Annotated in this window: 12 protein-coding genes; 10 read left to right on the forward strand and 2 right to left on the reverse strand. The window is 67.8% G+C overall.

Features of this window, described 5'->3' with window-relative positions:
* Positions 1–1,550 precede the first annotated feature (1,550 nt).
* The 3 genes from FHY02_RS22395 to FHY02_RS22405 all read left to right on the forward strand — a co-directional run bounded on the left by FHY02_RS22395 (position 1,551) and on the right by FHY02_RS22405 (position 3,490).
* Positions 1,551–2,477, forward strand: coding sequence for a hypothetical protein (locus tag FHY02_RS22395; protein ID WP_183926554.1), 927 nt, complete (start codon positions 1,551–1,553; stop codon positions 2,475–2,477).
* 579 nt (positions 2,478–3,056) lie between these two features.
* The gene (locus FHY02_RS22400) at positions 3,057–3,314 is read left to right on the forward strand and encodes a hypothetical protein (RefSeq protein WP_183926556.1); all 258 of its coding nucleotides are present in this window, start codon (positions 3,057–3,059) and stop codon (positions 3,312–3,314) included.
* Positions 3,311–3,490 carry a hypothetical protein gene (locus FHY02_RS22405; protein ID WP_183926558.1) on the forward strand — a complete coding sequence of 60 codons (180 nt, stop codon included), beginning with the start codon at positions 3,311–3,313 and terminating at the stop codon, positions 3,488–3,490. The genes FHY02_RS22400 and FHY02_RS22405 overlap by 4 nt, the downstream gene beginning before the upstream one ends.
* 1,184 nt (positions 3,491–4,674) lie before the next feature.
* On the opposite strand, the gene FHY02_RS22410 is transcribed toward FHY02_RS22405, so the two are convergent.
* A complete protein-coding gene (locus FHY02_RS22410) occupies positions 4,675–6,789 on the reverse strand; it encodes a malate synthase G (protein ID WP_183926561.1) in 2,115 nt (704 codons plus the stop codon).
* Between the two features lie 508 nt (positions 6,790–7,297).
* On the opposite strand from FHY02_RS22410, the gene FHY02_RS22415 reads away from it, so the two are divergent.
* From FHY02_RS22415 to FHY02_RS22430, 4 genes are all read left to right on the forward strand, one after another.
* Positions 7,298–10,102, forward strand: a complete 2,805-nt coding sequence (locus FHY02_RS22415) for a TonB-dependent siderophore receptor (RefSeq protein ID WP_183926563.1) — start codon at positions 7,298–7,300, stop codon at positions 10,100–10,102.
* A gap of 28 nt (positions 10,103–10,130) precedes the next feature.
* On the forward strand, positions 10,131–11,024 hold the full coding sequence (locus FHY02_RS22420; protein ID WP_183926565.1) for a 2-hydroxy-3-oxopropionate reductase: 894 nt from the start codon (positions 10,131–10,133) through the stop codon (positions 11,022–11,024).
* Complete coding sequence (locus tag FHY02_RS22425) at positions 11,021–13,168, forward strand: alpha-amylase family protein (protein WP_183926567.1); 2,148 nt, start codon at positions 11,021–11,023, stop codon at positions 13,166–13,168. The genes FHY02_RS22420 and FHY02_RS22425 overlap by 4 nt, the downstream gene beginning before the upstream one ends.
* Positions 13,169–13,233: 65 nt before the next feature.
* Positions 13,234–14,028: an FCD domain-containing protein gene (locus tag FHY02_RS22430; protein ID WP_183926569.1), complete on the forward strand. Its 795-nt coding sequence runs from the start codon at positions 13,234–13,236 to the stop codon at positions 14,026–14,028.
* Between the two features lie 42 nt (positions 14,029–14,070).
* Here the strand turns inward: FHY02_RS22430 and FHY02_RS22435 are convergent, their stop codons facing one another.
* On the reverse strand, positions 14,071–15,666 hold the full coding sequence (locus FHY02_RS22435; RefSeq protein WP_183926571.1) for an L-lactate permease: 1,596 nt from the start codon (positions 15,664–15,666) through the stop codon (positions 14,071–14,073).
* 246 nt (positions 15,667–15,912) lie between these two features.
* Here FHY02_RS22435 and FHY02_RS22440 point away from each other — a divergent pair, with 246 nt between their 5' ends.
* Genes FHY02_RS22440 through otnI form a run of 3 tightly spaced genes read left to right on the forward strand, consistent with a single transcriptional unit; the run spans position 15,913 to position 20,206 of the window.
* Complete coding sequence (locus FHY02_RS22440) at positions 15,913–18,138, forward strand: alpha-amylase family protein (protein WP_183926573.1); 2,226 nt, start codon at positions 15,913–15,915, stop codon at positions 18,136–18,138.
* A complete protein-coding gene (locus tag FHY02_RS22445) occupies positions 18,135–19,424 on the forward strand; it encodes a DUF4147 domain-containing protein (RefSeq protein WP_311731918.1) in 1,290 nt (429 codons plus the stop codon). Before FHY02_RS22440 ends, FHY02_RS22445 begins: the two co-directional genes overlap by 4 nt.
* Positions 19,421–20,206 (forward strand): 2-oxo-tetronate isomerase, encoded by a 786-nt coding sequence (otnI, locus tag FHY02_RS22450; protein ID WP_183926575.1) that lies wholly within the window; start codon positions 19,421–19,423, stop codon positions 20,204–20,206. Before FHY02_RS22445 ends, otnI begins: the two co-directional genes overlap by 4 nt.
* The last annotated feature ends 1,009 nt before the right edge of the window (positions 20,207–21,215 follow it).

Genomic DNA, 21,215 nt, shown 5'->3' on the forward strand with positions numbered 1-21,215 from the left:
CACACCACCGCGTCGACTATCCCGACTTCGCGCAGCATGCCCCGCATCTGCAGCGTGCCTTTCTTCGCGCGACGGGTCGCCGCTGGCAGGTGCGCATCGTGCGTCGAACCGGACGCTGGGTCATGCTGGCCTGCAGCCTTCGTGAGCGGCATTGTTCCGGGGCGGGATCATCAAGCGACTAAGGCTTGTGCCCGTTCGCCGACGACTTCAAATCGACGTCGTGTCAGCGTAAAGAGCTCAGGTAACCAGGCCTGTCCTGAGCTTAAGATAACCGCCCAGCCTAAGTGTCCGGAGACGGCGATGGAATCATGAGTGCATCACCTGTGTCCCGCATGCTGCCGGAATCGACATCGATTTTGCAGGGCCTTCAGATCATCTGAAATGCCAGCCCGAGACCTTGCGTTCGCCTCTGCGCCTTAGGCCGTTGTGGAGGCCTGCATGAGGTTTTTAGCGAACCGGCGAGCCTCAAGCTCCTGGTTGAAGAGGAGGTCCAGCCAGCGGTCCTCATCAGGCAGGTAGAGGCCCCACGTCATCTTTGGGTGAGCGGACCGGAGCTTGGCGATGATGGTTGGGCCGTTGGGCATGTGACCTGCGTACCGATGAGGTGTTGAGAATAGGCGAACACCCACCCGTCGAACCTCAGAGCGCGGGGCTGCGACGATTGCGTGTTGTCAACGCGCACTCAAGGCCGGCTAGAACACGTCGGCTCGATGGACTTGACCGGCCGTGAGGGCCAGCCGGGCCTCGGGACAGCCTCTCGCTTCAGGGGGTCGAGGCCACCCGCAGGTATAGCGCACAGCCCGCACCGCCTCACGGGTGCAAAGGAGTAAGCAACACACTACCAGCGAACGATCTCAATTGGGGTGCCTGCTAGGCCGAGCAGCCGCCTGCGCCAGGTAAGCGGAAAGGGCAGCTAACCTCTCGATAAGGCTAGCCGGACAGCTGCGCGGAGCACTTAGGGGCGTCGGCGGCCAAGATGAATGAGCGACCGGAGGTGGGAAGCGGGCAAGGCGCTTGGAACGACCGCTAATGGGTCGGGCGGCTTTTCGTCGCCGACATGCGCCGTCCATTGTGAGCCATTTAGGGGCAGATTTTTGTGCCGAGGCTTTATGGAAATGTGGGTAGCGGGCGCCGACCTAAAGAGCTAAAATCTGCTTAAAACAATCGATGATAATCGGAGAAGTTTGCAGATTGGCGGCTATGATCGACTAGCGGCGCTAATTGCGGCCGATCATCGCAACGCAGCGTCAGCATGTCTCCTGTTTATGGAAGCATTGAACAGTGCGGATCTGCGATAAGTAGCCTTGACGAGGTGGCCGACTTCCGGCTTTTCCGGTCCTGAATTCGGCACGTACACCGGCAGATCGCTTAAACTCACGAGGGATGGCGGCGCTATCGTTACGCGGACGGGTGTCCGGAATTGGGTCAATCACGAGCCAGGTAAGGGGGCGGGACGTTTAAAACTCAGGGCAGGGGCCTTGTTCGGCGCCAGTTCAGCGGGCATCGGCGCGACGGGGGCGTCTGAGCGCTCGCGTCGCGATAGGGCCTGGATGAGAACCGACGACCTGCGCGGTGGCACGAACCGGACCGGTATACCCCTCAGCGCGTTCGCGATGCCGGATGGCTTAGCGATGCGCTACGATCTACCTCATATAAGCCTACGTGAAACCGTCAGCGGGTACGCCACCTATGCCGCGCGTAATCGCGCGGAGATGATCAACTGGTTTTTGCCGGCGCCTCCCATGATCTGCGTGCTCGTCGACGCTGGACCGGTGTCCATCACGCTTCGACAGCACCGATTCAACGTGGGTAAGGTCAGTCTCTACGGTCCAACCAGCCGCGCGTTCAAGGCAACAACAAACGGGGGCATCCAGGTCGGCGTCGGCCTGACCGCCCTAGGTTGGATCAGGCTCGTCCCGCTTTCCTCCTCCGCGTTCCACAACCGGGTGTTACCGCTTGGGGCGGTCATGAGCGACGCGCTCTCCGATCGACTGCTCAACTCACTTGTCGCGCTTGCCGATGAGAGGGAGCTCGCCGCCACGTTGGATGCGATCCTGACCCCCTTATTTGCTGATGAGCATCCGTACGACGACATCGTCAGGCGCTTCACAGGGCTCATGCTGGTCGACGGGGTAATCGAGATCGCCGATGCGGCGGATCGGCTCGGGCTTCCGTCGGCTACGCTTCGCCGTATTGCTACATACGCGTTTGGGATGCCGCCAAAGTTGCTGCTTCGACGCGCGCGCTTCCTCCGCTCGTTCATCGGGCTTCTCAGTTCGGGCGAAATGCAAACATATGACCGCATCGACAGCAGCTACCATGATGCCTCGCATTTTCTCCGGGATGCGAACGACTTCCTTGGCACCACGCCCCGCCGTTTAATGGCGCAAGGGACGACCTTCATGACAGCAAGCCTTGTCGCTCGTGCGGCCGCACTCGGAGCACCCGCTCACGCGCTCCATGCGCGAACACCATAGTCGCGCGTCAAACGAAGGCTCGTGATGTGAGCGAGAGGGGTTGCGCGGAGATCGCGTAATCGAGACACTCGCCGCTGAGATCCAGCGACGCGGGTTGAACGTGTGACTTGCCGGTGCTCGGCAGCGGTTATGCTGCCCGACCCGACGCACATGTCCGCAAGGCTGCCGGCGCAGTCCGCTCAGGGCGCCGAAATAGAATAACAAAAGAGGCTTTGCGAAATCGACAGGTCGGCTTACGTTGAGCGTGCACCTATGGGTGCACCTGTCCACTCGGCCACTTCCCCGGCCGAGGCGCGAACTAGGGCCCGGCCGTCAGGGGCTGGGCCCGTTTTCTCCTGAGGTGCCTTCGGCTCGCCACCTACGTGCAGTAGCGCGTTAGAGCGCAGCGGCCCTTGCAAATGGATCTTCCCGCTCACTCGCGGCGCTCGGCCTGCTTCCGCCTCCGCGGCTACTATCGCGAGCTGACCCGAATGAAGCGGGGTAGAAGGTCGGTGAAAGTATCTGCGTTGGCTGCGCTTCCATCCGTGCCCTTGCTCTGCATTGAGGCAACGCATTGTAAATGCATGCTAATTGTCAGGTATGCCAAAATATCGCATTACCTTCAAAGACGGTGACGAACCCATCCTGGGCGTCGAGGTTCACCCCAATATGACACGGGTTCATCGTTCGGCCGTTCGGACCGCGGTGGCAATCCTTATGGACACGAGGACACTGGACGGCGTCTCGCAGGCCAGTGTCGAGGTTCGCGACGAGAAGACCGACGTGTGCTGGGACGTGCTGGTCAGCGTGGCTGTGCAGTCCACCATCCGGCGAGGGCATAACCGAGGCCCGGCGTGAAGGTCTGGGTGTCTGTCACCGACGGCAAGGTCATGCTGGACTCACGCATGCCCGGCTCGGCACCTCTCGTGCTGGAGATCGGCGAGGCGATTGACCTAGCCTCGGAGATGCTAGGCGCTGCCATGATCGCGCAGCCTGCCTCTGCGGTCGGCGATGAGGTCAAACGGGATCATTAACCGAACGGCTGCGCCAGCATCTTTCGTGAGGTCCGCCGGCGCAGCCTATCCGCGTTGCCACAGACGCAGCCTCTCTAATCCAAGACGGTTGAGAACGCGTAAATCGTTGGTCGCCTGCCGACGCCGTGTTAGGGCCTTATCGATAAACAGCTTCGCCGTCTGAGTAGCGAGAGCTTAGCTCTAGGCGCTCCGCCAACTTATCCAGCGCGTCCGCTGACGCCAGCGACCGAGCGCGCACGCCGCCGTATGGCGATTGCACAGCTTTCTGCCTCTCGTGCTCGGCTTGTTTCCGATACTGCTCGGCCTGCTCCTTCGATGTCACCGCAATCCCCGAGTCGCTGATCGACGATCTAGATCGACCACGCGCAGGCGCACAAGCGGTAGGCCAAACAACGTGGGAGCTTTGATCGTAAGGAAATGTTGCGCGATCTTGAGTGCACGTCTAACTTGATTGAGATCCCGCGGGTCGCTGCGTGATCATCTGCCGGTGATCCGGCGATCCTTGAGGTCGTCGGATCACTCATGAACCATAGCATGGGTCAAAATCGTTGACCTATGCTACCTGTGTTGCAATGCAGCAGCCGCTCGCGGCGTTCATCTGCCTTTTTCCCTGAGCGTCGCGGGCACCTTACGTAGGTGGAGCGTGCCGGCCAATGCCGGTTAGCCTGTCCCACCTGACCAGGCGCCTGAGGCAGAGATCTTCGTTTCGCGTTATGGAGATGCCGGTAAGCTGATCGCCAATCCGCTTCCCCGCGGAAGCGGCGACGGCGACCCGCGCGGCGATCAGGCCGTACTCGACGGCAGTGGCGTACTTGGTGCATCTAATGAGGCGACGGAGCATGATGTCGCGTAGGCCCACGCTACCGCTCCAGCAGTCGCGCTCTTACAGGCGGTCACGATCGCAATCTGGCCGAAGATAGAATGAGGTGAACCTCTCGCTCATCACTACTCGATGTTTGTTGCCGTCTATCCGCTGCTCTACCTCCTGCAGCAGCTAGGCAAGCAAGGCCGCAGACGATCATTTTCGCTCGAAAGCGGCCAGTGTCAAAGCTTCTTAAGACCCGGCCGGGCGAAGAGCTGCGTGGCGCGTCACGCGTGTCAGCCGCGGAGATGAATGGACGTCCAAAGTTGGGAGGCGGTCAGGGCGCCGGGAGTGACCGCTTTTGGGTCGTCAGCATTGATGATCAAGTCTTGATCGGGGGGCGCTCTGATACCTGTTTGGCGATGGTTCGATAGAAATGAAGTACCGGTTCGGTGTAACCGTTTGGTTGGCGCGCGCCTTCAAATACGATGGCACGTGCGGCCGTCATCGCAAGACTGCCACGACGTCGTAGCGGCAGATAGTGTGTATCGGCTATGTTCTGCTGATCAACGCGCGCGGCCATGCGCTCTAGCGCCTCCTCTATGTCAGTGCGCGAGCAGACGCCGTGACGCAGCCAGTTGGCCATGTGCTGCGACGAGATGCGCAGCGTGGCGCGATCCTCCATCAGCCCCACGTCGGCCAGATCGGGCACCTTGGAGCAGCCGATCCCCTGGTCGATCCAGCGCACCACATAGCCGAGCAGGCCCTGCGCGTTGTTGTCCAGCTCGGCACGCACTTCGTGCGCCAGCCACGGCGACGTGGCGAGCGGGATGGAGAGCAGGGCCGCCAATGGCGGCACGGGTTCGCCGGCGATCGCGCGCTGGCGCGCGGCGACGTCGACCCGATGATAATGGATCGCGTGGAGCGTCGCGGCGGTCGGGCTGGGTACCCACGCGGTGCTCGCCCCGGCGATCGGGTGCGCGCCTTTCTGCGCCAGCATCTCGGCCATGCGATCCGGCGCCGCCCACATGCCTTTGCCGATCTGCGCCCGACCGCCGAGCCCGCACGCCAGCCCGATGCGGACGTTGCGATCCTCGTAGGCGGCGAGCCACGTGCTGTCCCTCATCGCCGCTTTGGGCACCATCGGCCCGGCCTCGAAGTTGGTGTGGATCTCGTCCCCGGTGCGGTCGAGGAAGCCGGTGTTGATGAAGCATATCCGATGCCGCACCGCGTGGATGCAGGCGGCGAGGTTGGCCGAGGTGCGGCGCTCCTCGTCCATCACGCCGACCTTGATGGTGTGGCGCTTCAGGCCGAGCAGATCCTCCACCGCATCGAACAAGCGATCGGTGAAGGCGCATTCCTCGGGGCCGTGCATCTTCGGCTTGACCACGTAGATCGCCCCGGCCGCGCTGTTGCCGCCGGCGCGGTCGCCGCGCACGTCGTGCGTGCCGATCAGGCCGACGACGATCGCGTCGACGATGCCCTCGGGCGCCTCGCTGGCGTCCGGCAGGAGCAGGGCCGGCGTGGTCATCAGGTGGCCGACGGTGCGGACGAACAGCAGCGATCGTCCCGGTAGCACGAGGGTGCCGCCATCGGCCGCGGTGTAGCCGCGATCGTTCGCGGGCGCCCGCGTCACGGTCCGCCCGTCCTTGGCGAAGGTGGCGGTCAGATCCCCGCGAAGCAGGCTCAGCCAGTTCGCATAAGCGGCGACCTTGTCGGCGGCGTCGACCGCCGCGATCGAGTCTTCCAGGTCGACGATCGTCGTCAGCGCCGACTCGAGCACGACGTCGGCGATCCCGGCGGGATCGTCGCGGCCGATCGGATGCGCGGGATCGACCATCACCTCGATGTGCAGGCCGTGATGGCGCAGCAGCAGGCTGTCGCCTCGGCGCCCGATCAGCTGGGTGGGATCGGCGAGCGGGGGTGTCCCGCCGCGCCACTCGGTCCAGCTGATCCCGGCGAGCGGCACCGCCGCATCGAGAAAGGCCTTGGCAAAGGCGACCACCGCCGCGCCGCGCGCGGGATCATAGCCGCCGGACGGAGCGGGATCGCCGAGTGCATCGGTGCCGTAGAGCGCGTCATACAGGCTGCCCCAGCGCGCGTTGGCGGCGTTGAGCAGGAAGCGCGCGTTCAGCGCGGGGACGACGAGCTGCGGCCCCGCGCGGGTCGCCACTTCCGCGTCGACGCCGCGCGTGGTGATCGTGAAGGGCGCGGGCTCCGCCACCAGATAGCCGATTTCCTCTAGGAAGGCGCGATGGTCGTCGGCGTCGATCGGCCCATCGCGGCGCTCACGGTGCCACGCATCGATCGACGTCTGGAGCCGGTCGCGCGTCGCCAGCAGCGCGCGGTTCTCCGGCGCGAACCGCGTGAGGATGGCCGCTGCACCTGCCCAGAAAGTGTCGGCTGACACGCCGGTGCCGGCCAAGGCCTCGTCCTCGACGAAGGCCGCGAGCTCCGCGGCCACTGACAGGCAGGCGCGCGTCACATAGGTGGCCACGGCTCTCAGCCCAGCCGCGCGGGACGACGGGCGGCACCGCGTTCCCGCGCGCGTTCCGGCATAGGGGCCGTCAGGAGGGCGGCGTCATGGCTCGTGCCATCGGCGCGGGCGCGACTCGGTTGGTGGTCGGTCGTGGTCATGCTGTCGGTCGACAAGGCGGTCACTCTTCCTCGTGGTAGATGGCCTGGGACGGCAGACCGCCCCGCCGCTCGGGGTGCTCGATCCGCCCCGATCTCGCGCGGGTGCGACGCTTGGCGGAGCTGCCCACTACCGAGATCGCTCCGGCAGCGCTCGCGCCCTAGCGCACGCTCGAAGTTTATAGAAAACGCGGCGAAAGGCCATCGTCTTCCCACGACCGGGAGTCGCTCCGACGGTAAACATTCGCGTGCCTTTCGTATCGAAACATGGCTGCACGGTACGGCGATTTAGCCACTGGACAGAATGGTAATATCTCCTATCCATAAGTCAGAAGATGCGAGGGATGGTCTAGCCATCTGATGGAGGGGATATGAGGAGCATCCTGGGCGCGCATGCGCTCGCACTCGGCGTGTCGACGCTCGCGCTGATCCAGCCCGGCGTGGCCGCGGCTCAGGCGGTCGCGCCGCGCGACGCTGCCGCATCGGCTGCCACCCCGCAGGTGTCCACCGGCGCGAGCTCGGAGCAGGACGCCGAGCCGGCGACGCAGGCGCTCGACGACGTGGTGGTGACCGGCAGCCGCATCGCGCGCTCCACCTTCCAGACGCCGACTCCGATCACCACAATCACCGAGCAGCAGCTCGAGCAGAAAGCGGCGACCAACGTCGTCGATCTACTCCGCGACATTCCGGCGCTCCGGCCAAACCGCAACAACGGCAGCGGGCGGAACCTCGGTCTCGCCACCTTCAACATGCGCGCGCTCGGCTCGACGCGGACGCTGCTGCTGATCGACGGGCAGCGCGTGCTCGACAGCAGCCCGATCGCTAACGGCTTCGACATCAACATCATCCCCGCGCCGCTGGTGGCGCGGCTCGACATCGTCACCGCCGGCGCCTCGTCGGTCTACGGCTCGGACGCGGTGACGGGCGTGGTCAACCTCATCCTGGCGGACAACGTCGAGGGCGGGAAGATCGACGCACAGTACAACGTCTCCACCCACGGCGATCTCGGCCAGGTGTCAGCCAGCGCGATCTATGGGGGCAAGTTCGACGACGGACGCGGTCGCTTCGTCGTCGCCGCTTCCTATTTCGACCAGCCCGACGTGATCTACCAGGGCGCGCGTGAGTGGGGGCGCCGCGGGGTCACGTTCATCCCCAACGCGGCCTACACGCCGACCAACGGCGAGTTCCGCCAGCTGATCGTGCCCAACGCGCGCTACTCGCAGATGACCGCCGGTGGCGTCATCACCACGCCGGGGCCGCTGCGCAACATCCAGTTCGGGCCGGGCGGCGCGCAGTCGCGCTTACAGCAGGGCAGCAACGTCGGCACGGTCTGGATGGAGGGCGGCGAGGGACTAATGCCGCAGCCCAGCTTCGCGCCGCTGCAGGTGGCATCGCGGCAGATCAGCGGGTTCGCACGGCTGAGCTACGAGGTGTCTCCGAGCCTGTCGGCGCGGCTCGACGTGCTCGCCGCCAACACGCTGGCGCGCAGCACCGGCAACTACAACACCAACAACGGCGACATCACCGTGCGCCGCGACAACGCCTACCTGCCCGCCAACATCCGCGACGCGATGGTCGCAAACAATCTCACGACGATCCGCGTTGGCCGCTACAATCCCGAGCAGGGGCGCAACCTCAACTCGACCGAGAACAGCTATTATCGCGTCAGCGGCGGGCTTGATGGCCAGCTCAGCGAGACGTGGAAGTGGCAGCTGGGCGGCAGCTATACGTATGCCCGCTCGCTGATCCTCGGCCGCAACAATCGCGACCAGGCGAAGTGGGCGCTGGCGCTCGACCCCGTGGTCGGCCCGTCGGGCCAGGTGGTGTGTCGGTCGACGCTGACCAGCCCCGGCAACGGCTGCGTGCCCGCCAACATCTTCGGCATCGACGCGCTCACGCCGGAGGTGAACGCCTACGTGCTCGGTACCTCACGGCAGGACTCGCGCTCGCAGAGCGCGATCGCGAACGCGAACGTCTCCGGCAACCTGTTCGACACCTGGGCTGGCCCGGTGAAGGTCGCGCTCGGCGCGGAATATCGCCGCGACTCGGTCGACAACCGCTCGGACCCTGTGTCGGACGTGAACGGCTGGCGCCAGGGCACGTTCGGTTCCTACTATGGCAAGCTCGAGGTCAAGGAGGGCTATGGCGAGGTCTCGATCCCGCTCGCGCGCGAGACCAACTTCGCGCGCAGCCTCGACCTCGATCTCGCCGGACGCTTCGTCGACTACAGCACGGTCGGGTCGACCGGGGTGTGGAAGGTCGGGCTGAACTACGCGATCAGCGACAGCGTCCGCTTGCGCGGCACCTACTCGCGCGACTTCCGCGCGCCGCGGATCAACGATCTGTTCGCGCAGGCCAACATCCGCATCGGCACGGTCACCGACTTCCTCACCAACCGCACCGCCAACGTCAATTTCCTGATCGGCGGCAACCCCAATCTAGGCCCCGAGACGGCGTACACCTTCACCGGCGGCATCGTGCTCCAGCCCGCCTTCATCCCGCGGCTCCAGCTCTCCGCCGACTTCTACGACATCGACCTGCGCGATGCGATCATCACGCCGGGGCAGCAGGAGGTGGTGGACCGCTGCGGCCGCGGCGACCCGATCTTCTGCCAGGGCGTGATCCGCGACGAGAGCGGCGCGATCACCCAGGTCAACGCCAATTCGTTCAACGCACAGACGCTGAAGACGCGCGGCATCGACTTCGAGGCGAGCTACAATCTCCCGTTGTTCGCCGGTCGCTTCACCGCGCGCGCGCTGGCCACCTATGTCGACCGGCTGATCTCCTCGACCGCGACCGGGCAGGTCGACACCGCCGGGCAGCTGCAGGGCGGCTTCGCGACGCCCAAGTGGCGCGGGTCGACCACCTTCCTGTACGATCAGGGGCCGCTGAACCTGCGCGTGCTGTTCAACTATATCGGGCCGGGCACGTTCGACAATGCGTTCGGCCCGCTCGACCTCAACCGCAACCATTATCCGGCGTTCCTCTACACCGATATGTCGGTGCAGTATGACGTGACCGACGGGTTGCAGCTCTACGCCAAGGTCGAGAACCTCACCGATACCGATCCGCCGCTGCTGGCGGAATCGAGCATCACGGTCGCGCTGGCGACGCTGTCGCAATATCACGACCTGCGCGGGCGGGTGGTCGGCGTCGGCGCGCGGCTGCGCTTCTGATCATGCCCGGCTAAGAAGGAGAGAGACGATGCGGATCGGGTTCATCGGCACCGGGATCATGGGGCGGCCGATGGCCGGACACCTCCAGGCGGCGGGGCATCAGCTCTGGCTGGCGCCGCACCGCTCCCCTGCGCCGGAGGAACTGGTGGCGGGTGGCGCGACGGTGTGCGCCAGTGCGCGCGCGCTTGCCGCCGCGGTCGAAGCGGTGATCCTGATGCTGCCCGACACGCCCGACGTGGAAGCCGCGCTGTTCGGCGCCGATGGCGTCGTCGCCGGGCTGCGACCGGGCACGCTGGTGATCGACATGAGCTCGATCGATCCGATCGCCACCCGCGACTTCGCCGCGCGCGTCGCGGGAGCGGCAGGCGAGTATGTCGACGCCCCGGTCTCGGGCGGCGAGGTCGGTGCCAAGGCGGCCTCGCTCACCATCATGTGCGGCGGCAGCGCGTCTGCGTTCGCGCGCGCGGAGCCGTTGTTCGCCGCGATGGGCAAGAACGTCACCCTGGTGGGCGAGGTCGGCGCCGGGCAGGTGGCGAAGGTGGCCAACCAGATCGTGGTCGCGCTCAACATCGCCGCGGTGGGCGAGGCGCTGCTGTTCGCGGCCAAGGCCGGAGTCGATCCCGGCAAGGTGCGCGAGGCGCTGCTCGGCGGCTTCGCTGCCTCCCGCGTGCTCGAGGTGCACGGCCAGCGCATGATCGACCGCACCTTCGCGCCGGGCTTCCGCATCGCGCTGCACCAGAAGGACCTCAACCTGGCGCTCGGCAGCGCGCGCGCGCTCGGCCTGGCGCTCCCGGGGACCGCGGGCGCGCAGCAGCTGTTCAGCGCCTGCGTCGCGCGCGGTGGCGCCGACTGGGACCATTCGGCGCTGGTGCGCGCGCTAGAGGCGCTGGCCGATCACGACATCGCGCGAGCGGCGCCGTGAGCGTGCCGGCCGATCGCTGGTCGCGCCGGGGCGTGATCCAGGCGCTGTCGCTCGCCGGGCTCGGTGTCGCCGGCGAGGCGCACGCGCGGCCCGGCGGCGCGGTGCAAGTGCCGGGTTTCGACCCGCGGCGCTGGTGGCAAGGCGATTATCGCATCGTACAGACCAACCTGCGCGAGATCGACGTGCGCGAGGATCCGCGCGCGATCGCGCGCGCGGTGCGTGCCTTCGGCGGCAACACGATCGTCTCGAACATCGGCGGCATCGTCGGTTTCTATCCGACCGCGCTGCGCTACCAGCGGCGCAATCCCTATCTGCGCGGCGACTTCGTGCGCGCGATGATCGACGCGGCCCGCGCCGAGGGGCTCGCCTATGTCGGCCGCTTCGATCTCTCCAAGGCGATGAAGCCCGCCTATGACGCCAATCCCGGCTGGTTCATGCGCAACCGCGACGGCACGCCGCGGACCTTCGCCGGGACCTATCAGGCATGCCCCAACGGCGGCTGGGCGCGCGACTATGGGTTGCAACTGCTCAGCGAGGGGCTGACGCGCTACCGGCCCGACGGCCTGTTCTTCAACATGACAGGCTATCCGCGCACCGATTATGCCAACGTCGATCACGGCATCTGCGTCTGCGACAATTGCGCCTCGGCCTTTCGCGCGATGTACGGCCGCGCTCTGCCGGCACGCGAGGGCTTCGTCGACCCGGCGTGGCCCGACTATCTCGACTTCCAGGCGCGCACCTCCGAGGACCTGCGCCAGCGCATCGTGGCCCATGTCGCCCGGCTCGCGCCGGGCGTTCCGATCGCGCAGCACGACAGCGTCGAGCAGGTCGGGCGCGGCGAGGTGCAGCGCCGCGTCGATCGTGCCGCGCCCGAGTGGGCGCATCAGTCGGGCGAACAATGCCGTGCCGCGCTGGCACGCGCGCCCGGCACGCCCTGGTCGTCGACCTCGACCGCGCACGTCGACTATCCCTGGCGGCAGGTGACCGAGAGCGCGGCCTATCACGCGAACCGCCTCGCCCAGGCCATGGGCTTGGGGGCGAAGCTCGACCTGTACCTGATGGGCACGCTCGCCGACCAGGACGACCCCGGCTACCTGCCGCCCGTTTCCGCGGTGTTTCATTGGCGCGCCGCCCAGTCCGCGCATTATGCCGGCATGGCGGCGGACGCGCGCGTCGGTCTGTACCAGTCGGGCGCGACGGCGCGGCGCGCCGGCATGACGCCGCACGCGGCGCGGCAGACTGACGAGTTCCGCGGCCTGTACAGTGCCCTCGTCGACTCGCGCGTGCCGTTCCGCCTGGTGAGCGACGCGCGTGTCGCCGACGGCGGCGACGATCTCACCGGCTATGACGTGATCCTCTGCCCCAACGTCATGCTGTTGTCCGACGCCGAGGCGCGCGCGCTCGACGGCTTCGTCGCACGCGGCGGCACGCTGATCGCGACCGGGCTGCTGGGCGGCTACGACGAGCGGGGTCGCGTGCGCGCCGCGGTGCCGCTCACTGCCTTCCCGCTGGCGCGCTATGGCGCGCCGCGCGCGGCGGAGGGCTGGACGCTCGATCCGGCGCTGGGCACGATCCGCGTCGCCGGTCGTGTGCCGCTCGACGGCGACTATGTCGGCGGGACGTCGCGCCCCGGCGCGGCGGCGCTGATGCGCTTCGCTCCCGACCAGCGCTACGGCCCGCCCGAGTTCAGCTATGCCGTGCCGGGCGATCCGGCGCGGCAGGACCCTGGCGTCGCGGCGCTGGTGCACGGTCGCGGCGAGGTGATCCACGTGCCGTGGTGGATCGGCTGGCACTATCACCGCGACGGGCTCGCCGCGCACCGCGAGCTGATCGCCGCGCTGGTAGCGCGGGGGCAGCCGGCGCCGCGCTACGTGCTCGCGGGGGACGGGCCCGTCGAGCTGATGACGCTGGCGCGCGACGACGGCGCCGCGCTGATCACCGTCGTCAACTATGCCGGCCAGCGCGACACGCGCTACGTCGATCCGCCCGCGCTGCACGGCCTGCGCCTCGGCGTGCGCGGCGCGCCGCGCGGCGCGCGTGCGCTGGTGGCGGGGCAGGCGATCACCGGCGAACGACACGGCGACCTCTCGTGGTTCGCGCTGCCGCCGGTGCGCGCCTTCGAGGCGGTGCTGCTCACCGCCTGAGCCTTCGTGCTTCCGGCGGGCCTCGCGCGGCGCTATGTTCCTGCCATGCTGCCAGGCTCTTCCCGATGAACGCGCCCTCGCTGCGCCCCGCCAAGCTGGCCGACGCGATCGCCGAGCATGTCCAGCAGATGATCCTGGAGGGGTCGCTCCGGCCGGGCGAGCGGCTGCTGTCGGAACGCGAGCTCTCCGCCAAGCTGGACGTGTCGCGCCCGTCGCTGCGCGAGGCGCTGGACAAGCTGATCGCCGCCGGCCTGCTCACCACCAACGCGCAGGGCGTCGCGCACGTCAGCAACCAGATCGGCAAGAGCCTGCGCGACCCGCTGATCCAGCTGATGGACACGCCTGAGGCGCGGCTCGACTGCCTCGAGCTGCGCGCCGAGATGGAGGCCGCCGCCGCCGCCTTCGCGGCCGAGCGCGCCTCCCCGGTCGACCGCGAGGCGATCACGCGCTGTTTCGCGGCGATGGTGGCGGCACACGAGGCGCAGGACGTTGACGAGATCGCGCGAACCGACGCCGAGTTCCACTTCGCCATCTACGAGGCGAGCCACAATCTGATGATGCTGCACTTCATGCGCAGCATCGAGGGCATCCTGCGCTCCAACGTCTATCTGAACCGCAAGAACCTGTACGAGCATCGGCGCGAGAAGGACTCGCAGCTGCGCGAGCACCAGGCGATCTACGACGCGATCATGGCGGGCGAGGCAGAGGCGGCGCGTGCGGCGGCGCGCTTGCACATGACCACCGCGATGCGCACACAGCGCGAGATCCAGGAGGCGGAGCGCCGGCTGGAGGCGAGCATCCGGCGGCTCGCGCGCGGCGACATCGTCGCGCCGAGGCGGCGCGGCGCGGCGGAGGTCTAGCGCCGACGCGATGCGCCGACGGTTCGCGGAACCGTCGTGCCCTCAGCCCGGGATGATCCCCGGGAGCAGGTGCTGCTGCACCATCACGATCACGCCGAGCAGCAGCGTCAGCGCCACGCTGTGCTTGAAGGTGCGCGCCAGGATCGTCCCCTCGTGGCCGCGGCAGTCGGTGGTGCTGGTGCCCGTGGCGATGTTCTGCGGCGAGATCATCTTGCCGAGTACGCCGCCCGAGGCGTTGGTCGCCGCCATCAGCACCGGATTGAGATCGAGCTGGCGCGCCGCCACCACCTGCAGATTCCCGAACAGCGCGTTGCCCGACGTGTCGCTGCCCGACAGGAACACCGCGAGCCAGCCGAGGAAGGCCGACAGCAGGGGGAACAGTGGCCCCACCGAGGCGACGCCGACTCCCAGCGTATAGGCCATGCCCGAATAGTTCATCAGATAGGCCAGCCCCACGATCGTCATCGTGGTGGCCAGCGGCAGCCGGATCTGCCGCAGCGTCTGGCGCGCCGCCGCGGCGAGCTGCGCCCGCGTCAGCCGCACCAGCAGCGCGGTGACGGCGGTCGCCACCAGGATCGCGGTGCCGGTGGCGAGCGGCTGGAACGACCAGACCGCGGCATAGGCCTTGCCGTAGGTGGTGATGAAGATCGCCTCGTGCAGCCCCGGCCAGTCGAGCTTGAACTCGCCCAGCGCGCTGACCTTCAGATGCACCCACAGGATCACCGTTACCGAGAGCACGATCCACGGAAGCCAACCCTTCAGCCCGGCGCCCGCGGCGGCGGGCAGGTCCTCCGCCGGACGCAGCGCGAAAGCAGGGTCGGGCGCGAACTGCCACAGCTTGACGAACACCAGCGTGCAGATCAGCGAGGCGAGCGACGACAGCACGTCGGTCAGTGCGTAGCCGAGGAAGTTGGACGAAAAGAACTGCATCGTCGCGAACGATCCGCCCGCGACGAGCAGCACCGGCCATACGCCGCGCACCGCGCGCACGCCGCCGTAGACCGCGATGACGTAGAAGGGCAGCAGCAGCGCGATCAGCGGCAGCTGGCGCCCGACCATCGCCCCCAGCGCGACGTCGTGCAGCTGGGTCACCGCGCCGAGCGTGATGATCGGCGATCCCAGCGCGCCGAACGCCACCGGTGCTGTATTGAACATCAGCGTGAAGACGATCGCCTCTACCGCGGGGAAGCCGAGCGTGACCAGCAGCGCGCTGGTGATCGCGATCGGCGTGCCGAAGCCGGCGACGCCCTCCAGCAGGCAGCCGAAGGAGAAGCCGATGACGATCAGCGCGACGCGCCGGTCGTTGGGCAGGTGCCGCACCATCCAGGCGCTGAACGCCGCGAAGCTGCCCGAGGCTACCGCGACATTGTAGAGCAGCAGCGCGTTGAGCACGATCCACATGACCGGCCAAGCAGCGAAAGTTGCGCCGGCGGCGACGCTGTTGAGCGCGAGTCCGGCGGGCAATTGCCACACCATCACCGCGAGAAGCAGCGCGACCGCGAGGCCGGCGAGCGACGCCTGCCACGCCGGGCGCCGCAGCACGCCCAGCAGCAGGAGCACGGTGGCGATCGGCAGCGCGGCGACGAAGAAGGACGGCAGCAGCGCGCCTGCCACCGGCGTCACCTGTTGGTGGAACATGTCCTTCTCCCCTCACTGACCCCGCGCCTGTCGGCGTCGAGCCGACTGGATAGGACAGTGCCACAAGCCGATCAATTGGATAGTTGAGTTAGCCAAGATCATTTACACGACGACGTTACGCGATCGCGCCCGATCCTGCTCCTCTCAGCTAGACCCGGCGTCGACACGAGCGTCGCGCCAGGCGACTCTTGCTCTTGCGGCAGATGGTAAGAAAGATTAGCCACTATCCCAGATGGGGAGAGGAACATGGACGACAGCGAAGCCCGCGGTCCGGCGCTGGATCGCCGCACGGTGATCGGCGGTGCCGCCGCGTTGGGGGTGGTGGGAGCCACGGCGGCATCCGCCGAGGCGCAGGCGCCCGGTGCCGGGTGGGAATGGGAGCCGATGCGGTGGGTGCAGATCTGCGCGACCGAAGATGATCCCGGCCGCTACGACAAGGCGTTCTGGCTCGGCTTCCTGCGCCGCACGCGCACACAGGGCGTGTGCCTCAGCGCCGGCGGCGTCACCGCTTTCTACCCGACCGAGGTGCCGCACCATTATCGCAGCCCGTTCCTCGGCGGCGGCGATATGTTCGGCGAGCTGGTGCATGAAGCGAAGGCGATGGACATCCGCGTGCTGGCGCGGGTCGACCCACATGCGATGCGCGCCGACGTGCTCGCCGCGCAACCCGGTTGGGTCGCGCGCGACGCGAGCGGCCAGCCCAAGCGCCACCCCGCCGATCCCGACCTGTATCTCACCTGCCCCAACGGACCTGTGACGTTCGAGTGGATGCCGCAGGTGCTGCGAGAGATCGTCTCGCGCTATCCGGTGGACGGGGTGTTCGGCAACCGCTGGGCGGGCAGCGCGGGCATCTGTCACTGCGGCGTCTGCACCACCAAGTTCCGCGCCGCGAGCGGTCGCGCCATCCCGGCCGCGCTCACCGATGTCGCCGATCCCGCGGTGCGCGCCTATCTCGTGTGGGACGACGAGGTCCGCTACGCGCAGCTCGACGCCTGGAACAGGACGGTCACCGCCGCCAACCCGCGCGCCTTCTTCACGCCGGGTACCTGGGGCCGGCTCGATCCGCGCCGGCTCCGCCGCACCGCGCGCGCGCTGTTCGCGGATCGCCAGGCGCGCAGCGGCAACGCGCCCGCCTGGCTCAACGGCCGCAGCGCCAAGGAGACCGCCTGCCTGATGCCCGATCGCCCGGTCAGCGGCATCTTCGCGGTGGGTGAGACCGCGACCCCCTATCGCTTCATGGACTCGGTGCAGGCGCCCACCGAGATCCGCGCCTATCTGCACGACGGTCTGGCGCACGGCTTCCGTCCGTGGATGACCAAGTTCAAGGCCGAGGTGTTCGACAAGCGCTGGGTGCCCGCGGTCGCCGAGTCCTACGCCTGGCACGCTCGCCACGAGGCTTATTTCCGCAACACCGAGAATCTCGCACGCGTGGCGATGCTCCATTCCGCGCAGACATCGACCTATTATGTCGCCGAGCCGGTCGGCGGCGGCGCGGGCGGACCGCAGGACGCGCAGTCGCTCCGCGGCGGCTCGGACGACGCGGTCAACGGCTTCTACCAGGCGCTGGTCGAGGCGCGCGTGCCATTCGCCTTCGTCGACGAGCGGCTGCTCGAGCCTGCCGCGATCGACCGCTACCAGGCGATCGTGCTGCCCAACATCGCCGCTCTGTCCGACGCGCAATGCGCCGCGCTGCGCGGCTATGTCGAGCGCGGCGGCGCGCTGGTGGCTACGCATGAGACATCGCTGTACGACGAATGGGGAAAGCGGCGCGCCAACTTCGGCCTCGCCGACCTGTTCGGCTGCGACTTCGCCGGCCGCGTCGACCAGCGCGTGCCCAACAGCTACCTCAGCGTGCGCGGGCCGCATCCGCTCACCGCGGGGCTGGACGATACGCCGCGGATCATGGGCGGCACCCGGCGGGTCCACGTCCGCGCGCGCGCCGGCGGGGCGCCCGCGCCGTTCACGCTGGTGCCGAGCTACCCCGATTTGCCGATGGAGAAGGTCTATACCGCGACGCGCCAGACCGACACGCCGATGGTCTACGCCCGCCGCGTCGGCAAAGGGCGCGTGGTCTATTTCCCGTTCGATCTCGACCGCACCTTCTGGGAGAATTCGACCGCCGACCACCTCACCCTGCTCGCCAATGCGGTGCGCTGGGCGAGCGACGCCGCGCCGCCGCTGGACGTGAGCGGGCCAGGACTGCTCGATATCGCTTACTGGCGGCAGCGGCGCTCGCTCACCGCGCATCTCGTCAACCTCACCAACCCCATGGCGATGCGCGGCTATATGCGCGAGGTGCTGCCCGCGGGGCCGTATGAGGTGGTGCTCCGTCTGCCGCCGGGCGCGACGCCCGCGCGAGTGCGGCTGCTCGAGGCCGAGCAGGACGCGCGTTTCAGCCGCGATCGCGACCGTCTGATCGTCGAGGTGCCGCGAGTGGCGCTTCACGAGGTCGTCGCGGTGGACTTGGCGTGAGCGCGGCGTCGCTGCCGCTCGATCGCGGCTGGGACGATGCCGCCGCGCGCGCCGCGCTGCGCCGGCTGTTCGACGTCGCGGTGGCGAGCGCCGATCCCGCGCGGGTGCTGCCGCGCCATCTCCCGGCACCGCCGCTCGGTCGCTGCGTCGTCGTCGGCGCGGGCAAGGCGGCGGCGGCGATGGCCGCGGCGGTCGACGCCGAGTGGAGTGACGTCGATCTGTCGGGCGTGGTCGTCGTGCCCTATGGCTATGCGATGCCGGCGGGCCGGATCGCGGTGCGCGAGGCGGCGCACCCGGTCCCGGACGCCGCGAGCGAGGTGGCGGCGCGGGCGGTGCTCGCCGCGGTGGAGGGGCTCGACGCGGAAGACCTCGTCCTGGTGCTGATCTCGGGCGGCGGCTCGTCGGTGCTGGCGCTGCCCGCGCCGGGCATCACGCTCGCCGACAAACAGGAAGTGAGCCGCCTGTTGCTCGCCTCGGGGCTGGACATTCGGACGATGAACACGGTGCGGCGTCGGCTCTCCGCGATCAAGGGAGGCAAGCTGCTGGCGGCGGCGAGGCCCGCCCGCGTCGTCACCATCGCGATCAGCGACATCCCCGGCGACGACGTCGCCGCCATCGCCTCGGGGCCGTCGATCCCCGACCCGACCGCGCAGGTCGATATCACCCCGGTCATCGCGCTGCTCGGCGAGCGGTTGCCGCCCGCGGTCGTGGCGCGGCTCGGTAGCGTCCTCCCCGCGGCGCCCGCGACCGAGCCGCCCGACGTGCGGCTGGCGAGCACGCCCGCGGCGATGCTCGCGGCGGCGGCGGCGGCGGCGCGCGACCTCGGGATCGAGCCGGTCGTGCTCGGTGACGATCTCGAGGGCGAGAGCCACGCGCTCGGGCGCGAGATGGCGCGGCTGGCGGCGCGTCCGGTGGCGCTCCCGACCGTGCTGCTGTCCGGCGGCGAAACCACCGTGACGCTCACCCGCGGCGACCACGGTCGCGGCGGACGTAACACCGAGTTCGCGCTCGCGCTCGCCTGCGCGCTCGACGGCGACGCACGCGTGTGGGCGATCGCCGCGGACACCGATGGCGAGGACGGCGCCAGCCGCGCCGCGGGTGCGCTGGTCGCCCCCGACACGATCGCGCGCGCGGCCGCCATGGGGCATGATGCCGCGGCGCGGCTCGCCGGGCACGACAGCGCGACGCTGTTCGGTTCGATCGGAGACCTGCTCGTCACCGGGCCGACACGAACCAACGTCAATGATTTCAGGGCAGTGTTGGTGCTGCCGGGAGAGAGTGCATGATCCGTCTCGCCGCGAACCTCTCGATGCTGTTCACCGACCTGCCTTTCCTCGATCGCTTCGCCGCCGCGGCGGATGCCGGCTTCGCGGCGGTGGAGTTCGTCTCACCCTATGGCGAGAGCGCGGCCGATGTCGCCGCGGCGGCGCGGCGGAACGGGCTCGCCGTGGCGCTGTTCAACCTGCCCGCGGGTGACTGGGCAGCGGGCGAGCGCGGCTTCGCCGCCGATCCCGCGCGCGCCGACGAGTTCGCGCGCGGCGTGACGCTCGCGCTTGATTATGCGCGCGCGACCGGGTGCACTACGCTCCACGCCATGGCGGGCAAGATCCCCGCCGATGCCGATCGCGCCGAATGGACGCGCGCGCTCGTCGCCGGGCTCCGGGGCGCGGCCGATCGCGCCGCCGACGCGGGGGTGACGCTGGTGCTGGAGCCGATCAACACGCGCGTCGACGTGCCCGGCTATTTCTACGATCGCTCGGACGCTGTGCTGGCGGTGATCGACGCGGTCGCGCGCGACAACGTCAAGCTGCTGTTCGACGTCTACCACCTGCAAATCTCTGAGGGTGACGTGGCGCGTTCGGTCGAGCGGTTGCTGCCGCGGATCGGCCATATCCAGATCGCGGGCAACCCAGGCCGACACGAGCCCGGCACGGGCGAGATCGACTATGCCTGGCTGCTGCCGCACATCGACTCGCTCGGTTACGCCAGCTGGATTGGCTGCGAATATGTTCCCGCGGCGGGCACGCTCGCCGGTCTAGGCTGGGCTCGATCCTATCTCGCGGGATGAGGGGTAGTTGAAGTAGGCGCCTGGTCGCTCAGATGTGTGCTCGCTGGCTAGCCACGTGCCGCGGTGCGACGTTGGGCGGCGGCCTGGAGTGGTCGGGAGCGCTTGAGTGACCGTGAGTGGACGCCCCCGGATGCAAGAGGGTGCTGAAGGGATCCTTCGCGCGGGTTCAGGACCTCTGTTATTCGCAAAAGCAGACCGGCTGCTCTCTCCCATCTCAAGCGTTCCGAATAGTTGACCGGAGCCGCCAGACCGCTCGGTCGGCCTACATGAATGAGCGACCGCTTTCAGGAAGCCGTAAAGGCACAGCGAATGACCGCAACTGGGTCCTCGGCACGAGAGGGCAGGGACTGCTAGCGCCCAGAAGCCGATGATCCGTAATCTTTTACGCCACTTCAAAGCTTGCCCGCTCGTCGCTTAGGGTTCATCCTTTGCGGATCGTACGATTGGAGATCGCGATGCTTCTACGACTTTTTTCTGGCGGGCTCGCTGGCGTCGTGGCGGTTCTGGTTACGGTAAATAGCGCAGAAGCAAGAAGGCCGGTAAGCAGGCTCACACCCGACGAGCAGCGGCGAGTAGTCTGCGTTCCTGATCGAGCGCCAGGTGGGAGCGTCACTCCAGCGAAGGTTTGCATGACTGGGCGAGACTGGGAGACCGCGATCAGGAAGCACAGAGCTCAACAGGCTTCGCAGAACAGAGAATGGCTGAACGACGTTAGAAGAAGTGAGTATCTCGCTTCTCGTAGAAGCCGATGATTGGAGGTGTTCACCACAGGTGGACACGCCCGAAAGCGACCGGTTCGCTAACCTCCCACTCGGGCCAGCCGGACAGCTGCGCGGAAAGCCGGAAAGGCTCAAGCGGCGAGGTGAACAAACATGGGGTAATTGTGGGAGCGAGCTACCTCGATCGGCGATGATGTGGAGGAAGGTGGCTGTTCCCCGGTAGATGAAGGTGCGGGCTCACGACTGGCAGCCGGGCCCATTCATCGGAACGGAGAACAGCCATGGGTGAG

Source organism: Sphingomonas sp. BK069, assembly GCF_014193405.1.
Lineage (GTDB): Bacteria > Pseudomonadota > Alphaproteobacteria > Sphingomonadales > Sphingomonadaceae > Sphingomonas.

Bases quoted from the DNA above. Each gene is read 5' to 3' on its own strand.
- FHY02_RS22395 (WP_183926554.1), top strand. From the start codon at position 1,551: ATGAGAACCGACGACCTGCGCGGTGGCACGAACCGGACCGGTATACCC.
- FHY02_RS22400 (WP_183926556.1), top strand. From the start codon at position 3,057: ATGCCAAAATATCGCATTACCTTCAAAGACGGTGACGAACCCATCCTG.
- FHY02_RS22415 (WP_183926563.1), top strand. From the start codon at position 7,298: ATGAGGAGCATCCTGGGCGCGCATGCGCTCGCACTCGGCGTGTCGACG.
- FHY02_RS22420 (WP_183926565.1), top strand. From the start codon at position 10,131: ATGCGGATCGGGTTCATCGGCACCGGGATCATGGGGCGGCCGATGGCC.
- FHY02_RS22430 (WP_183926569.1), top strand. From the start codon at position 13,234: ATGAACGCGCCCTCGCTGCGCCCCGCCAAGCTGGCCGACGCGATCGCC.
- FHY02_RS22435 (WP_183926571.1), bottom strand. From the start codon at position 15,666: ATGTTCCACCAACAGGTGACGCCGGTGGCAGGCGCGCTGCTGCCGTCC.
- FHY02_RS22440 (WP_183926573.1), top strand. From the start codon at position 15,913: ATGGACGACAGCGAAGCCCGCGGTCCGGCGCTGGATCGCCGCACGGTG.
- otnI (WP_183926575.1), top strand. From the start codon at position 19,421: ATGATCCGTCTCGCCGCGAACCTCTCGATGCTGTTCACCGACCTGCCT.